General features: G+C 60.3%; 17 protein-coding genes and 1 tRNA gene. 14 read left to right on the top strand and 4 right to left on the bottom strand.

The genetic code is table 11. From position 1 onward, the window contains the following. Nucleotides 1–3 precede the first annotated feature (3 nt). The 4 genes from D906_RS00595 to D906_RS00580 all read left to right on the top strand — a co-directional run bounded on the left by D906_RS00595 (nucleotide 4) and on the right by D906_RS00580 (nucleotide 3,421). Nucleotides 4–1,026 (top strand): LacI family DNA-binding transcriptional regulator, encoded by a 1,023-nt coding sequence (locus D906_RS00595; RefSeq protein ID WP_019096814.1) that lies wholly within the window; start codon nucleotides 4–6, stop codon nucleotides 1,024–1,026. A 15-nt stretch (nucleotides 1,027–1,041) separates the two neighbouring features. Continuing rightward, nucleotides 1,042–1,950, top strand: a complete 909-nt coding sequence (gene rbsK, locus D906_RS00590) for a ribokinase (protein WP_027615008.1) — start codon at nucleotides 1,042–1,044, stop codon at nucleotides 1,948–1,950. After that, nucleotides 1,947–2,345, top strand: coding sequence for a D-ribose pyranase (rbsD, locus tag D906_RS00585; protein ID WP_016711344.1), 399 nt, complete (start codon nucleotides 1,947–1,949; stop codon nucleotides 2,343–2,345). Before rbsK ends, rbsD begins: the two co-directional genes overlap by 4 nt. A gap of 74 nt (nucleotides 2,346–2,419) precedes the next feature. Further along, nucleotides 2,420–3,421: a nucleoside hydrolase gene (locus D906_RS00580; RefSeq protein WP_019096812.1), complete on the top strand. Its 1,002-nt coding sequence runs from the start codon at nucleotides 2,420–2,422 to the stop codon at nucleotides 3,419–3,421. Here D906_RS00580 and D906_RS00575 read toward each other — a convergent pair. Further along, on the bottom strand, nucleotides 3,393–3,605 hold the full coding sequence (locus tag D906_RS00575) for a hypothetical protein (protein WP_016711342.1): 213 nt from the start codon (nucleotides 3,603–3,605) through the stop codon (nucleotides 3,393–3,395). The two genes, D906_RS00580 and D906_RS00575, sit on opposite strands and share 29 nt — an antisense overlap. 257 nt (nucleotides 3,606–3,862) lie before the next feature. On the opposite strand from D906_RS00575, the gene D906_RS00570 reads away from it, so the two are divergent. Next, a complete protein-coding gene (locus D906_RS00570) occupies nucleotides 3,863–4,183 on the top strand; it encodes an I78 family peptidase inhibitor (protein WP_027615007.1) in 321 nt (106 codons plus the stop codon). A 77-nt stretch (nucleotides 4,184–4,260) separates the two neighbouring features. Here the strand turns inward: D906_RS00570 and D906_RS00565 are convergent, their stop codons facing one another. Together D906_RS00565 and D906_RS00560 are read right to left on the bottom strand one after the other, a co-directional pair. Beyond that, nucleotides 4,261–4,473, bottom strand: a complete 213-nt coding sequence (locus D906_RS00565; RefSeq protein ID WP_003250656.1) for a cold-shock protein — start codon at nucleotides 4,471–4,473, stop codon at nucleotides 4,261–4,263. A gap of 162 nt (nucleotides 4,474–4,635) precedes the next feature. After that, a complete protein-coding gene (locus D906_RS00560; RefSeq protein WP_016711340.1) occupies nucleotides 4,636–4,941 on the bottom strand; it encodes a hypothetical protein in 306 nt (101 codons plus the stop codon). Between the two features lie 336 nt (nucleotides 4,942–5,277). Between D906_RS00560 and thrS the strand changes: the two genes are divergently transcribed. The 9 genes from thrS (at nucleotide 5,278) to D906_RS00515 (ending at nucleotide 12,759) form a co-directional block, all read left to right on the top strand. Then, nucleotides 5,278–7,200 carry a threonine--tRNA ligase gene (gene thrS, locus D906_RS00555; protein WP_027615006.1) on the top strand — a complete coding sequence of 641 codons (1,923 nt, stop codon included), beginning with the start codon at nucleotides 5,278–5,280 and terminating at the stop codon, nucleotides 7,198–7,200. Beyond that, nucleotides 7,200–7,751 (top strand): translation initiation factor IF-3, encoded by a 552-nt coding sequence (gene infC / locus D906_RS00550; protein WP_016711338.1) that lies wholly within the window; start codon nucleotides 7,200–7,202, stop codon nucleotides 7,749–7,751. The genes thrS and infC overlap by 1 nt, the downstream gene beginning before the upstream one ends. A 62-nt stretch (nucleotides 7,752–7,813) precedes the next feature. Continuing rightward, nucleotides 7,814–8,008: a 50S ribosomal protein L35 gene (gene rpmI, locus D906_RS00545; RefSeq protein WP_003250667.1), complete on the top strand. Its 195-nt coding sequence runs from the start codon at nucleotides 7,814–7,816 to the stop codon at nucleotides 8,006–8,008. Nucleotides 8,009–8,035: 27 nt separating this feature from the next. After that, a complete protein-coding gene (rplT, locus tag D906_RS00540; RefSeq protein ID WP_003250671.1) occupies nucleotides 8,036–8,392 on the top strand; it encodes a 50S ribosomal protein L20 in 357 nt (118 codons plus the stop codon). Between the two features lie 109 nt (nucleotides 8,393–8,501). Then, nucleotides 8,502–9,518, top strand: a complete 1,017-nt coding sequence (gene pheS, locus D906_RS00535; RefSeq protein ID WP_003250674.1) for a phenylalanine--tRNA ligase subunit alpha — start codon at nucleotides 8,502–8,504, stop codon at nucleotides 9,516–9,518. A gap of 33 nt (nucleotides 9,519–9,551) precedes the next feature. Next, on the top strand, nucleotides 9,552–11,933 hold the full coding sequence (gene pheT, locus D906_RS00530; RefSeq protein WP_027615005.1) for a phenylalanine--tRNA ligase subunit beta: 2,382 nt from the start codon (nucleotides 9,552–9,554) through the stop codon (nucleotides 11,931–11,933). 4 nt (nucleotides 11,934–11,937) lie between these two features. Further along, nucleotides 11,938–12,240, top strand: a complete 303-nt coding sequence (gene ihfA, locus D906_RS00525; protein ID WP_003250679.1) for an integration host factor subunit alpha — start codon at nucleotides 11,938–11,940, stop codon at nucleotides 12,238–12,240. After that, nucleotides 12,221–12,577 carry a MerR family transcriptional regulator gene (locus D906_RS00520; protein ID WP_003250681.1) on the top strand — a complete coding sequence of 119 codons (357 nt, stop codon included), beginning with the start codon at nucleotides 12,221–12,223 and terminating at the stop codon, nucleotides 12,575–12,577. Before ihfA ends, D906_RS00520 begins: the two co-directional genes overlap by 20 nt. 105 nt (nucleotides 12,578–12,682) lie before the next feature. Next, nucleotides 12,683–12,759: transfer RNA gene (locus D906_RS00515), tRNA-Pro, on the top strand. A 374-nt stretch (nucleotides 12,760–13,133) separates the two neighbouring features. Here D906_RS00515 and D906_RS00510 read toward each other — a convergent pair. Continuing rightward, nucleotides 13,134–14,045 carry an HNH endonuclease gene (locus D906_RS00510; protein WP_025752750.1) on the bottom strand — a complete coding sequence of 304 codons (912 nt, stop codon included), beginning with the start codon at nucleotides 14,043–14,045 and terminating at the stop codon, nucleotides 13,134–13,136. Nucleotides 14,046–14,084: the final 39 nt, after the last annotated feature.

Below are 14,084 nucleotides of genomic sequence, written 5' to 3'. Positions count from 1 at the left end.
AACATGGCAACCATCAAAGACGTCGCGGCACTGGCGGGCATTTCCTACACCACCGTGTCCCATGTGCTGAACAAGACCCGACCCGTCAGCGAACACGTGCGGCTTAAGGTCGAAGCCGCCATCCTCGAACTGGACTACGTGCCCAGCGCGGTGGCGCGTTCGCTCAAGGCGCGCAGCACGGCCACCATCGGCCTGTTGGTGCCCAACAGCGTCAACCCGTACTTCGCCGAGCTGGCACGGGGTATCGAAGACGCCTGCGAGCGCAACGGCTACTGCGTGATCCTGTGTAACTCCGACGACAACCCGCAGAAGCAACGCAGCTACCTGCGCGTGCTGCTGGAAAAGCGCATCGACGGCCTGGTGGTGGCGTCGGTAGGTCAGGACAGTGACCTGCTGCAAAGCCTGGCCAGCGTGCGCACGCCAATGGTGATCGTCGACCGCGAGCTGGAAGGCGTCGATGCCGACCTGGTGCGCATCGACCACGAGCAGGGCGCCTATCTGGCTACCCGGCATTTGCTGGAACTGGGGCATCGAGATATCGCCTACATCGGCGGCCCCGCCGAAACCGGGGTTACCCAGCTGCGCCTGAGCGGCTTCCGTCGGGCCATGGCCGGGGCCGGGGCACAGGTGCAGGGCAATCGTGTGCTGCACTGCGACTTCACCAGCCCCGGCGGCCATGCGGCGGCGGCGCAGGTGCTGGAGGGCAAGCGGCCAACGGCGATTTTTGCCGGCAACGACATGATCGGTTTTGGTGTGCTGCGTGCGGCCGCCGAGCGCAATATCAATGTACCCGGTGAGCTGTCGGTGATCGGCTTCGACGATATCGAGCTCAGCCGCTATGTGTACCCGCCGCTGACCACCGTGGGCCAGTCCATCCGAGAGCTGGGCGAAAATGCCGCGTCGCTGTTGCTGGCACGCATCGCGGCACCCCGGCAAGGCGCGGCAGAGCAACGCATCGTCCCCCCGCGTATCGTGCTGCGCGAATCCACCGGGCCACGCCCGGACCTCTTCAACGATTACCGCTAACGCTAAGGATATGTCATGAGTGCCAAGGTCGTGGTGGTGGGTAGCCTGAATATGGACCTGGTGGCCCGCGCCCAGCGCTTGCCCCGGGCCGGCGAGACCCTTCCCGGCGAGAGCTTTTTCACCGTGCCGGGCGGCAAGGGCGCCAACCAGGCTGTGGCCGTGGCGCGGCTGGGCGGCAGCGTGGCCATGATCGGTAATGTAGGTGACGATGACTATGGCCGGCAGTTGCACCGTGCCTTGTATGTCGAGGGCATCGACTGCCAGGGTGTCAGTAGCTGCCCTGGGGTATCCAGTGGTGTGGCGCTGATTACCGTGGATGCGGCCAGCCAGAACTGCATCGTCATCATCCCCGGCGGCAACGGCCTGCTGACGCCACAGTCGGTACAGCGCTTCGATGCACTGTTGCAAGCGGCCGAGGTGGTCATCTGCCAGCTTGAGGTGCCGGTGGACACCGTGGCCTGGACCTTGGCCAGGGCGCGTGAGCTGGGCAAGCAGGTCATTCTTAACCCGGCGCCTGCCACCGGCCCCTTGCCGGCGGAGTGGTTCGCCCGCATCGATTACCTCACGCCCAACGAAAGCGAGGCTGAAACCCTGACTGGCATGCCGGTAACCGACCAGGACAGTGCCCGGCGCGCAGGCGAACGCTTGCGGCAGATGGGGGCAGGTAAAGTGATCATCACCCTGGGGGCTCAAGGGGCCTTGCTGGTGACTGAACAGGGCCACCAGCATTTCCCGGCGCCTGTGGTGCAGCCGCTGGATACCACTGCCGCCGGCGACACCTTCATCGGTGGTTTCGCCGCCGGTCTGGTTCGGGGTTTGGCGGAGGGCGAGGCCATCGCCTTTGGCCAGCGTGCGGCGGCATTGTCGGTTACCCGCGCCGGTGCACAGCCATCGATTCCCTATCTGGCGGAGCTTACGCCATGAAGAAAACCCCGTTGCTGAACGTTGCCCTGTCGCGGACCATTGCAGGCATGGGGCATGGCGACATTCTGGTGATCGGCGATGCCGGGCTGCCGGTACCGCCAGGTGTGGAACTGATCGACCTGGCCGTTACGCCAGGCCTGCCGGATTTCGCCAGTGTCTTGCGGGCGGTGCTGAGCGAGCTGCAGGTAGAGCGGCATGTACTGGCCGAAGAAATGCAGAAAGTGGTGCCACCGGCACTGGTCGAGATCGAGCGGTTGAAAGGCAAGCTGGGCAAGCGGGAATGGCTGAGCCACGAAGATTTCAAAGTGCTGTCGCGCAGTGCCCGCGCCGTGGTGCGTACGGGAGAGTGCCAGCCCTACAGCAACATCGCCCTGATCTCTGGCGTTACGTTCTAGCTCGTTTTGTTGGCCAGCGCAGATCCCTGTGGTTTGCCTGAATAATTATGCTCTGGCAACAGGAGTGCCACCCCATGCTCAAACCGCTGCTACAAGGACTCGCCCTCATGGCCACCGCCACCACCCTCCAGGCCGCCCCGATCGACCTGATCATCGACACCGACCCCGGCGCCGACGACGTGGTCGCGCTGTTTCTGGCCATGGCCTCGCCCGACGAGCTCAACATCCGCGCCATCACCACCGTGGCCGGCAACGTGCGGCTGGACAAAACCTCGCGCAACGCGCGCCTGGCCCGTGAATGGGCCGGCCGTGAAGACATCCCCGTCTACGCCGGTGCCGCCCGCCCGCTGGTACGCACGCCCATCTACGCCGCCGACGTCCACGGTGAAGAAGGCCTGACCGGCGTCCGCGTACACGAACCGAATATGCCCTTGGCCCAAGGCAACGCCGTGCAATATCTGGTCGACACCCTCGGCGCCGCCAAACCGCACAGCATCACCGTGGCCATGCTGGGCCCACAGACCAACCTCGCCCTGGCACTGGTCCAACGCCCGGAAATCGCCAAAGGCATCAAGCAAGTGGTCGTCATGGGCGGCGCCCATTTCAACGGCGGCAACATCACCCCGGCAGCGGAATTCAACCTCTACGCCGACCCGCATGCGGCCCAAGTGGTGCTGGCCAGTGGTGTACAGCTCACCTACCTGCCGCTGGACGTCACCCACAAGCTGCTGACCAGCGACGCTCGCCTCAAGCAACTGGCCGCCGTGAACAATCAGGCCAGTAAACGGGTGGTGGATATCCTCAACGCCTACATCACCCACGACATGGACCTGTACGGCATGCCCGGTGGCCCGGTGCATGACGCCAGCGTCATCGCCTACTTGCTAAAACCCGAGTTGTTCAGCGGCCGGCGCATCCACATGAGCATCGACAGTCGCGAAGGCCCGACCTTCGGCCAGACCCTTGCCGACTGGTACGGCGTGCTTAAGCAGCCGGCCAATGTGATGTGGGTGGAGCAGGGCGATGCCCAGGGCCTGTTCGACCTGCTTAGCGCCCGTTTGGCGCGATTGGAATAGCCGCGTGCGGCGCGAAGCGCTCAAGCACCTGGTCGACGAAGCTGCGTGCCGCTTCGGCGCCGCGGTCGCGCACCAGTAGGTCGATAGCGATCAGCAGCAACTCTTCCGGCGTGCCAGGGCTGTACGCGCTTTGGCCTTCGGCCCATTTGACCTTGATATCGGCATCGATGCTGTGGCTGCTCATGAAAGGCTCTCGCTTGGGCCCGGGGCGGAGGGGCGAATACCGGATCCTGGTATTCGGGGAGGCACTGTGCCTTCACTTCCTAAAGTAAATCATGACTTTGCAGCGCAAACCAAGCGCCTCGTCGGCTGACTGGTAAAATTCGGTCACGATTGCCTTTCGCTCAGGGCGCCCGGTTCAGGCAGACTTGCGCGGTTTTGCAACGAATTCTTGGTGGAGCTGTCGGAACAGGCAGTTCCCAGATCGATTTAGGAGGCTTCATGTTCCGTACCCGTGCAATGTTGGCAACCCTGGCGGTGGCTGCTGTCTTGGCTGGTTGCAGCACTGGCGGTAGTTCTGATGGCGGCAAGGCGCCCGTGGTGGCGGCCGGTAACGATGGCCGCTGCGAAGCCAGCGGCGCCGACTTCGCCATTGGCAAGCAGGGCAGTGCCGAGCTGCTGGAGCAGGCACGCAAGGCCAGTGGCTCGCAGATGGCACGTATTCTCAAGCCGCACGACGTGGTTACCCTGGAGTACCGCTCCGAGCGCCTGAACCTGAATGTGGACGAGCAAGGCAAGGTCACCCGCGTTAACTGCGGTTGATGCAAGGGCTGTACAGGCGGGTGCGACACCCATAAAAAAACCCGCCACCAGGGCGGGTTTTTTTACAGCTATCCGAATTACTCCGGACGAACCTGCGCAGCCTGCATGCCCTTCTGGCCGCGCTCGGCGACGAAGGAAACAGTCTGGCCTTCTTTCAGGCTCTTGAAGCCGTCAGATTCGATGGCTTTGAAGTGAACGAACAGGTCGTCGCCGCCGCCTGCTGGGGTGATGAAGCCGTAGCCTTTCTCATCATTGAACCATTTGACGGTGCCTTGTTGGCGATTGGACATGGGTGAATCTCCAGAACATTTAGTTTTTTCAGTGGTGCAATGCGGCCGAGGCTACGGAGCACGGGATACATCATAGTCTAATTCTGCGCATCTAGCGCCTTTTACCTTCGCAGGATATTGATCCAGCTCAAAGAATGGCTGGCTTGCCCTGGCTTTAAGGTTTCAGCTCTTCGGCTTGCACGCCTGCTGAACGACCGTCTGGGCCTTCTGCATCAGCTTGGCATCCACGCCGTCATTGCTGTCGAGGTCGGCAATCTCCGCGTCGGTGAAATTCTTTTTGATGGCCTGGGCGCCGCAGTCGCAGTGTTTTTTCGCGGTCGCGGCGTCAACGCCCTGGCCGCTGGCCACTTGCGTGCACTGGGCCATGTAGCCAGCTTCCTTGCCTGGTGGGAAGTTGCCAGCGTTCGCCGCCATCGGCAGCAGCAGGGCCCCAGCGGCCGCCAGGGCCAGAAGAGACGGAACTCGCATAACCAGTTACTCCTTGGGTTAAGGTCTCATCAAGAGTAGGTTGCTTCCCAAGGTCTGATAGGAATTTTTCCGCGTTAGTTCAGCCGAAGTCCGTAATTTCCAAATATTTCTGCCTGGCGTGCAACCCGCGTGCTAGCATGCCCGGCTTGCAGCTGACAACGTTCAGCTTGCAGCTATCTTTTTTCTTTCCAGTCACTCTGGTTCGTCCCCCGCAAGCCGAAAGGCTTCTGCCACTGTGAGGCAGGCTTCCTTCAAGGAGGGCAGGTCGGATCTTGTACTGGCTCATCCCAACCCACGTGACCTTTGGTAGGGGTCACCACTAGGAGAGGAGGCGCCATGCCCGTTATTACTCTTCCCGATGGCAGTCAACGTTCGTTTGATCACGCCGTATCCGTAGCCGAAGTCGCCGCATCCATCGGCGCCGGCCTGGCCAAGGCCACCGTGGCCGGCAAGGTCGACGGCAAGCTGGTCGACGCCTGCGACCTGATCAGCCACGACGCCACCCTGCAGATCATCACCCCTAAAGATGCAGAGGGACTGGAGATCATTCGTCACTCGTGTGCCCACCTGGTTGGCCACGCCGTGAAGCAGCTGTACCCGACCGCCAAGATGGTGATCGGCCCGGTCATCGATGAAGGCTTCTACTACGACATCGCCTACGAGCGCCCCTTCACCCCAGAAGACATGGCCGCCATCGAAAAGCGCATGATGGAGCTGATCGACAAAGACTACGACGTGGTCAAGAAAGTGACCCCGCGTGCCGAAGTCATCGACGTGTTCACCGCCCGAGGCGAAGACTACAAGCTGCGCCTGGTCGAAGACATGCCGGACGAACAGGCCATGGGCCTGTACTACCACGAAGAATACGTCGACATGTGCCGCGGCCCGCACGTGCCGAACACCCGCTTCCTCAAGGCATTCAAACTGACCAAGCTGTCCGGCGCCTACTGGCGCGGCGATGCCAAGAACGAGCAGCTGCAACGCGTGTACGGCACCGCCTGGGCCGACAAGAAGCAACTGGCGGCGTACATCCAGCGCATCGAAGAAGCCGAAAAACGCGACCACCGCAAGATCGGCAAGCAGCTCGACCTGTTCCACCTGCAGGAAGAAGCCCCGGGCATGGTGTTCTGGCACGCCAACGGCTGGACCGTGTACCAGGTACTCGAGCAGTACATGCGTCAGGTTCAGCGCGTCAACGGCTACCAGGAAATCAAGACCCCGCAGGTTGTCGACCGCATCCTCTGGGAGCGTTCTGGGCACTGGTCCAACTACGCCGAAAACATGTTCACCACTTCGTCGGAAAGCCGTGACTACGCGGTAAAACCGATGAACTGCCCGTGCCACGTGCAGGTGTTCAACCAGGGCCTGAAGAGCTACCGCGACCTGCCACTGCGCCTGGCCGAGTTCGGTGCCTGCCACCGTAACGAGCCGTCCGGCGCCCTGCACGGCATCATGCGCGTGCGTGGCTTCGTGCAAGACGACGCGCACATCTTCTGCACCGAAGAACAGGTGAAGAAAGAAGCCGCCGACTTCATCAAGCTGACCCTGGACGTGTACAAGGATTTCGGCTTCACCGACATCGCCATGAAGCTGTCGACCCGCCCGGCCAAGCGTGTGGGCTCCGAAGAGCTGTGGGACCGTGCCGAAGGTGCGCTGGCCGACGCCCTGAACGAATCCGGCCTGGAGTGGGAATACCAGCCAGGCGAAGGCGCCTTCTACGGCCCGAAAATCGAGTTCACCCTGCGCGACTGCCTCGGCCGTAACTGGCAGTGCGGTACCCTGCAGTACGACCCGAACCTGCCAGAGCGCCTGGATGCCAGCTATATCGCCGAAGATAACAGCCGAGTTCGCCCGGTCATGCTGCACCGCGCCATCCTTGGTTCGTTCGAGCGCTTCATCGGCATGCTGATCGAGCACTATGCTGGTGTGTTCCCGGCCTGGCTGGCACCTACCCAGGCTGTGATCCTGAACATCACCGACAAACAGGCCGATTTCGCCCTTGAGGTGGAAAATACCCTGAACGGTAGCGGTTTCCGTGCCAAGTCGGACTTGAGAAATGAGAAGATCGGCTTTAAAATCCGCGAGCATACTTTGCTCAAGGTCCCGTACCTTTTGGTTATAGGGGATCGCGAAGTCGAAACGCAAACCGTCGCTGTGCGTACTCGCGAAGGCGCTGACCTGGGCTCCATGCCCGTCGCCCAGTTCGCTGAGCTCCTGACACAAGCGGTTTCCCGGCGTGGTCGCCAAGAATCGGAGTAATGACTATTAAGCGTGAAATGAGAAACGATAAGCGTGCTGTACCGAAGGCCCCGATCAACGAGAATATCTCGGCCCGCGAGGTTCGGTTAATTGGCGCAGACGGCGAGCAGGTTGGCATCGTCTCGATTGATGAAGCGCTCCGTATCGCTGAAGAAGCGAAGCTGGATCTGGTGGAAATCTCTGCAGACGCGGTACCGCCTGTCTGCAAGGTGATGGACTACGGCAAGCACCTCTTCGAGAAGAAGAAGCAGGCCAACGAAGCCAAGAAAAACCAGAAGCAGATCCAGATCAAAGAAATCAAGTTTCGTCCAGGGACGGAAGAAGGGGATTACCAGGTAAAACTACGCAACCTGGTACGTTTCCTTACCGATGGGGACAAGGCCAAGATCTCTCTGAGATTCCGCGGCCGTGAGATGGCCCACCAGGAGCTGGGCATGGAGCTGTTGAAGCGGGTCGAAGCTGACCTCGCCGAATACGGCGCCGTTGAGCAGCATCCGAAGATGGAAGGACGCCAGCTTATGATGGTCATCGCCCCCAAAAAGAAGAAGTAATCTCCCGGGCACGGCAGGCCTGATGATTATTGTGTAATTTTTATCGAATGCGGAGTTCCAACATGCCAAAAATGAAAACCAAGAGCGGTGCTGCGAAGCGCTTCCTGAAGACCGCTTCCGGCTTCAAGCACAAGCACGCTTTCAAGAGCCACATCCTGACCAAAATGTCGACCAAGCGTAAGCGTCAACTGCGCGGTGCCAGCCTGCTGCACCCGTCTGACGTGGCAAAAGTCGAGCGCATGCTGCGCGTACGTTAATTCTGGTTTAGATAGAGGAAGTTACTCATGGCTCGTGTTAAGCGTGGCGTCATCGCTCGTAAGCGTCACAAGAAAATTCTGAAACTGGCTAAAGGCTACTACGGTGCACGCTCGCGCGTATTCCGCGTTGCCAAGCAGGCTGTCATCAAGGCTGGTCAATATGCCTACCGTGACCGTCGTCAGAAGAAGCGTCAGTTCCGCGCACTGTGGATCGCTCGTATCAACGCCGGTGCCCGCACCAACGGTCTGTCCTACAGCCGTCTGATTGCTGGCCTGAAAAAGGCTTCGATCGAAATCGACCGTAAGGTTCTGGCCGATCTGGCAGTGAACGAAAAAGCGGCGTTTGCTGCGATTGTCGAGAAAGCTAAAGCCGTTCTGGCTTAAGTACCCGAGGCAATCACCCGGCGGCGCTAGCGCCGTCGGGCATTGAACGTCATCGATAGGGGAAGAGCCTTCAAAGCTCTTCCCCTATTTTCGTATCTGGAGTCTGTACATGGAAAACCTGGATGCGCTGGTCTCTCAAGCCCTGGAGGCCGTGGAGCGCGCTGAAGACATCAATGCCCTGGAACAGATCCGGGTAAATTATCTCGGCAAGAAGGGTGAACTGACCCAGGTGATGAAGACCCTGGGCAACCTGCCAGCCGAAGAGCGCCCGAAAGTCGGCGCGCTGATCAACGACGCCAAAGAGCGCGTCACCGTTGTGCTCAATGCCCGCAAGGCTGCCTTCGAAGAGGCCGAGCTCAGCGCTCGCCTGGCTGCCGAATGCATTGACGTCACCCTGCCAGGCCGTGGCCAGGCCACCGGTGGCCTGCACCCGATCACCCGTACACTCGAGCGCATCGAGCAGTTCTTCACCCACATCGGCTACGGCATTGCCGAAGGCCCAGAGGTGGAAGACGACTACCACAACTTCGAAGCGCTCAACATCCCCGGCCACCACCCGGCCCGGGCGATGCACGACACCTTCTACTTCAATGCCAACATGCTGCTGCGCACCCACACCTCGCCAGTGCAGGTGCGGACCATGGAGTCCACCCAGCCGCCGATCCGCATTGTGTGCCCGGGCCGCGTATACCGCTGCGACTCGGATATCACCCACTCGCCGATGTTCCACCAGGTCGAAGGCCTGCTGATCGATCGCGACATCAACTTCGCCGACCTCAAGGGCACCATCGAAGAATTCCTGCGCGTGTTCTTCGAAAAAGAACTGGCGGTACGTTTCCGCCCATCGTTCTTCCCCTTCACCGAGCCCTCCGCCGAAGTCGACATCCAGTGCGTGATGTGTTCCGGCAATGGCTGCCGCGTGTGCAAGCAAACCGGCTGGCTCGAAGTGATGGGCTGCGGCATGGTGCACCCGAACGTGCTGCGCATGTCTGGCATCGACCCGGAAGAGTTCCAGGGCTTCGCCTTCGGCATGGGCGCCGAGCGCCTGGCCATGCTGCGCTATGGCGTCAACGATTTGCGTCTGTTCTTCGACAACGACCTGCGCTTCCTCGCGCAATTCCGCTAGGTCAATGCCCGACGCAACTTTCAGGAGAACAGCATGAAATTCAGTGAACAGTGGCTGCGCGGTTGGGTAAACCCGCAAGTCTCCCGTGACGAACTGGTCGCCCGCCTGTCCATGGCCGGCCTCGAAGTCGACAGCGTAACCCCCGCTGCCGGCCAGTTCAGCGGCATTGTCGTGGGCGAAATCCTCGCCACCGAACAACACCCGGACGCCGACAAGCTGCGCGTGTGCCAGGTAAGCAACGGCCAGGAAACCTTCCAGGTCGTGTGCGGCGCCCCGAATGCCCGCCCAGGTATCAAGATCCCGTTCGCCATGATCGGCGCCGAACTGCCAGGCGACTTCAAGATCAAGAAGGCCAAGCTGCGCGGCGTCGAATCTTTCGGCATGCTGTGCTCGGCCGCCGAGCTGCAGATCAGCGAAGAAAACGACGGCCTGCTGGAACTGGCAGCCGACGCCCCGGTTGGTGAAAACATTCGCACCTACCTGAGCCTGGACGACGCCAGCATCGAAATCGGCCTTACGCCGAACCGTGGTGACTGCCTGTCCATCGCCGGCCTGGCCCGCGACGTCAGTGCCCTGTACGACACCCCTGTAACCCGCCCGGTGGTGCCAGCCGTACCGGCTGCCCACGACGAAGTGCGCCCGGTCGAAGTCAGCGCCCCGGCCGCCTGCCCGCGCTACCTGGGCCGCGTCATCCGTAACGTCGACCTCAGCAAGCCGACCCCGCTGTGGATGGTCGAGCGCCTGCGCCGCAGCGACGTACGCAGCATCGACGCCGCCGTCGACATCACCAACTACGTGATGCTTGAGCTCGGCCAGCCGATGCACGCCTTCGACCTGGCAGAAATCAACGGCGGCATCCGCGTCCGCATGGCTGAAGAGGGCGAAAAACTCGTCCTGCTCGACGGCCAGGAAGTCGCCCTGCGCGCCGACACCCTGGTCATCGCCGACCACACCCGCGCCTTGGCCATCGCCGGCGTCATGGGTGGCGAGCACAGCGGTGTAAACACCGAAAAAACCCGCGACCTGTTCCTGGAGAGCGCCTTCTTCGAGCCGATTTCCGTCGCCGGTAAAGCCCGTTCCTACGGCCTGCACACCGATGCCTCGCACCGCTACGAGCGCGGCGTCGACTCGCAGCTGGCCCGCGAAGCCCTCGAACGCGCCACCCAGCTTGTACTGGACATCGTCGGCGGCGAAGCCGGCCCGGTAGTCGAAGCCGTTAGCGAACAGCACCTGCCAAGCGTGGCCCCGGTCACCCTGCGCGACGAACGCATCACCCAGATGCTCGGCATGCAAATGGACCCAGCGCAGGTCGAGCAACTGCTCAACGCCCTGGAACTGACCACGATCAAGAACGGGGAAGGGCAGTGGACCGTCACCGTGCCAAGCCACCGCTTCGACATCAGCCTGGAAGTGGACCTGATCGAAGAGCTGGCCCGCCTGTACGGTTACAACAACCTGCCGGTACGTTACCCGCAAGCCCGCCTGGCCCCACAAGGCAAGCCGGAAACCCGCGGTGACCTGCCGACCCTGCGCCGCCTGCTGGTTGCCCGCGGCTACCAGGAAGCCATCACCTACAGCTTCATCGACCCGAAACTGTTCGAACTGTTCAGCCCGGCCGTAGAGCCGCTGCTGCTGGCCAACCCCATCTCCAGCGACATGGCCGCCATGCGCGCGTCCCTGTGGCCGGGCCTGGTCAAGGCACTGCAGCACAACCTGAACCGCCAGCAAGACCGCGTGCGCCTGTTCGAAAGCGGCCTGCGCTTCGTCGGCCAGCTGGGTGACCTGCAACAGCAGCCAATGATTGCCGGCGTTATCACCGGCAGCCGCCTGCCAGAAGGCTGGGCCAACGGCCGCGATGGCGTCGACTTCTTCGACGTTAAAGCCGACGTGGAAGCCCTGCTGGGCTACTCCGGCGCCCTGAGCGACTTCACCTTCAGCGCTGGTAAACACCCCGCCCTGCACCCTGGCCAAACCGCCGCCATTGAGCGCGACGGCAAACTGGTCGGCTACCTCGGCGCCATCCACCCAGAGCTTGCCAAAGCCCTGGACCTGGACCGCCCGGTGTTCCTGTTCGAGCTGGTGCTGGGCGACGTGGTCGAAGGCCGCCTGCCGAAATTCAGCGAACTGTCCAAGTTCCCGGAAACCCGTCGTGACCTGGCGTTGATTGCAGGACGTGATGTAGCTTCCAGCGCGGTGCTTGAATTAATTCGTGACAATGCAGGCGAATGGCTCACAGACCTCAGGCTGTTTGATGTCTACCAAGGTAAAGGCATTGATCCTGATAGAAAAAGCCTTGCCGTCGGCTTGACCTGGCAGCATCCATCGCGCACTCTTAACGACGATGAGGTGAACACTACCCTGCAAAACATCCTCACCTCGCTCGAACAAAGGTTGAACACCACGTTAAGGAAATAACGGCATGGGTGCTCTGACGAAAGCTGAGATGGCCGAAAGGCTGTACGAGGAGCTGGGGCTTAACAAGCGTGAGGCCAAGGAGCTGGTCGAGCTGTTTTTCGAAGAAATTCGGCACGCACTTGAAGAGAACGAGCAGGTGAAGCTGTCCGGTTTCGGCAACTTCGACCTCCGCGACAAACGCCAGCGGCCGGGCCGCAACCCCAAGACTGGGGAAGAAATCCCGATCACTGCACGGCGCGTCGTCACCTTTCGTCCAGGGCAGAAGTTGAAGGCCCGGGTTGAGGCCTATGCTGGAACCAAGCCATAACGACGAACTGCCCCCCATACCGGGCAAAAGGTACTTCACCATTGGTGAGGTGAGTGAGCTTTGTGCGGTAAAACCGCACGTGCTGCGGTATTGGGAGCAGGAGTTCGACCAGCTTAACCCTGTGAAGCGGCGGGGGAACCGGCGGTACTACCAGCGGCAGGATGTGCTGATGATCCGCCAGATTCGTGCGCTGCTTTATGACCAGGGGTTCACCATTGGCGGGGCGCGGTTGCGGCTCTCAAGTGATGAGGCTAAGGATGAATCGAGCCAGTACAAGCAGCTGATTCGGCAGATGATTGTTGAATTGGAGGATGTGTTGGTGGTTTTGAAGAAGTGAGCTGGGCGTTTTCTGATGAATGGAAATTTTTTTGAGAAAAAGCTTTCATTTATCAGAGAGTTAGGTTAGATTCCTCATCGTTCTCAGAGGTTATGAGAATGTAGTCGGGGCGTAGCGCAGCCCGGTAGCGCACTTGCATGGGGTGCAAGGGGTCGAGTGTTCGAATCACTCCGTCCCGACCAAAAATCCCTAAAAAATCCAGTCACCTAGCGGTGACTGGATTTTTTTATGGGCGGCAGTTTTCTGTGCGTGCTGTACGGTTCCAGTATGAGATGGAGTAGGACGTGCCGTCGATTGGGTTGGTCGCGTTGATCGCACCGCACTATGCAAAGTTCGGTGGCGTCATACCTTTATCAAATGGAAATGATCCTGCGCATTCACTTACCAAAACTGGTTTGGGCTGAGCGATTCGGCGATGGAGGCGGTATTGTACGAGGTCAGCTCGAAGCATCAGTTTGCTCGGCTAACGCTCAGTTCCCCGATCTCCGATGGCGCGGCGATCATGAATTGGCTGCACGTTTGTATCTCGACAATGCTATGTCTCACGTGAGCCTGATTAACGATTGGCAATAGAGTTGAATCGAAACTCAAGCGCCAGGCGACTCGGGCGCTCTGCCTCATTCTCCGGTAAGTACAGCGCTTGCCCTTCGATTGATTCATACTCGCTATCCCTCAGCATCTCGGATATCTCGATTCGCAAATCATCTGGGTTGACCCACAACAAACCTAAGTCGAATAGAGTATGCACATCGGCTCTGAGCAACAGGCCATTGGATACGACATTCGTTGCATCGCCTAGGTAGGGGTGGATATGAGCGGCCTCCAGCACCTGCTGTAACGAGCAGGCGGTGATGGCACATCGTCCTTGGTAGGCCTTTAGCAATTGCTTTCTGAATTGAGGCTGACCCCGTCTACCGACGATGGACGATACTGTGCGTGTGCGTGCATCACTGAGGTCTTCGGGGTTGAACTCGCCTTGGGTGCTGAGCTGCTGCTCGATCTTGGCTGACAGCGCTTCATCTGCCTTAGCCTGATTGCGATTCAATACAAAGGAGGTAGGAGCGCTGCCAGAATGTTGCTGGTAGGTGAAGATACCTTCGTACTTAAAGCCGGCGTGTGGATATTCGTACTTTGCTTTCCGATAGAAGAGAAGTAGCTCCAGCCCGAGCTGGCGGTGGTCCGAAATGAGTGCATCGGTTCGCCCCATGGGTTGGCCTTGCATGTGGAGGGTATCGCCTTCCAACGCATCTTCGTACTGAGTTCTATCGGATGTTTTATGCTCGGTGATGAACAGCCAAACGGAGTTTAATCCCTTAGGCCGAAATATGCCGGTGTTGAGCGTGGCATCTGTTATCTCGAAAAGCGCCCTAAGGTCGTCTCGTGTGTAAACGGAGCCTGGCTCCAGCCGCTCCGATGCCAAAAGCCCGTGCGGTTTTGTGTTTGGCGTTGAAGTGGTAGGGGTGGGCACGAGCAGCTTCCTTGCGTCAGGAGTATGCGAAGGGCGGAT

The organism is Pseudomonas sp. LAIL14HWK12:I1, assembly GCF_003202095.1.
Classification (GTDB): Bacteria; Pseudomonadota; Gammaproteobacteria; order Pseudomonadales; family Pseudomonadaceae; genus Aquipseudomonas; species Aquipseudomonas monteilii.
This window is presented reverse-complemented; position numbering and strand designations above follow the sequence as displayed.

Excerpts from the sequence above, each read along its gene's own strand:
- rpmI (WP_003250667.1), top strand. The coding sequence starts at position 7,814 with ATGCCAAAAATGAAAACCAAGAGCGGTGCTGCGAAGCGCTTCCTGAAG.
- D906_RS00575 (WP_016711342.1), bottom strand. The coding sequence starts at position 3,605 with ATGAGCAGCCACAGCATCGATGCCGATATCAAGGTCAAATGGGCCGAA.
- D906_RS00565 (WP_003250656.1), bottom strand. The coding sequence starts at position 4,473 with ATGTCCAATCGCCAACAAGGCACCGTCAAATGGTTCAATGATGAGAAA.
- thrS (WP_027615006.1), top strand. The coding sequence starts at position 5,278 with ATGCCCGTTATTACTCTTCCCGATGGCAGTCAACGTTCGTTTGATCAC.
- D906_RS00560 (WP_016711340.1), bottom strand. The coding sequence starts at position 4,941 with ATGCGAGTTCCGTCTCTTCTGGCCCTGGCGGCCGCTGGGGCCCTGCTG.
- rplT (WP_003250671.1), top strand. The coding sequence starts at position 8,036 with ATGGCTCGTGTTAAGCGTGGCGTCATCGCTCGTAAGCGTCACAAGAAA.
- rbsD (WP_016711344.1), top strand. The coding sequence starts at position 1,947 with ATGAAGAAAACCCCGTTGCTGAACGTTGCCCTGTCGCGGACCATTGCA.
- D906_RS00520 (WP_003250681.1), top strand. The coding sequence starts at position 12,221 with ATGCTGGAACCAAGCCATAACGACGAACTGCCCCCCATACCGGGCAAA.
- D906_RS00580 (WP_019096812.1), top strand. The coding sequence starts at position 2,420 with ATGCTCAAACCGCTGCTACAAGGACTCGCCCTCATGGCCACCGCCACC.
- pheT (WP_027615005.1), top strand. The coding sequence starts at position 9,552 with ATGAAATTCAGTGAACAGTGGCTGCGCGGTTGGGTAAACCCGCAAGTC.
- infC (WP_016711338.1), top strand. The coding sequence starts at position 7,200 with ATGACTATTAAGCGTGAAATGAGAAACGATAAGCGTGCTGTACCGAAG.
- pheS (WP_003250674.1), top strand. The coding sequence starts at position 8,502 with ATGGAAAACCTGGATGCGCTGGTCTCTCAAGCCCTGGAGGCCGTGGAG.
- rbsK (WP_027615008.1), top strand. The coding sequence starts at position 1,042 with ATGAGTGCCAAGGTCGTGGTGGTGGGTAGCCTGAATATGGACCTGGTG.
- D906_RS00595 (WP_019096814.1), top strand. The coding sequence starts at position 4 with ATGGCAACCATCAAAGACGTCGCGGCACTGGCGGGCATTTCCTACACC.
- D906_RS00570 (WP_027615007.1), top strand. The coding sequence starts at position 3,863 with ATGTTCCGTACCCGTGCAATGTTGGCAACCCTGGCGGTGGCTGCTGTC.
- ihfA (WP_003250679.1), top strand. The coding sequence starts at position 11,938 with ATGGGTGCTCTGACGAAAGCTGAGATGGCCGAAAGGCTGTACGAGGAG.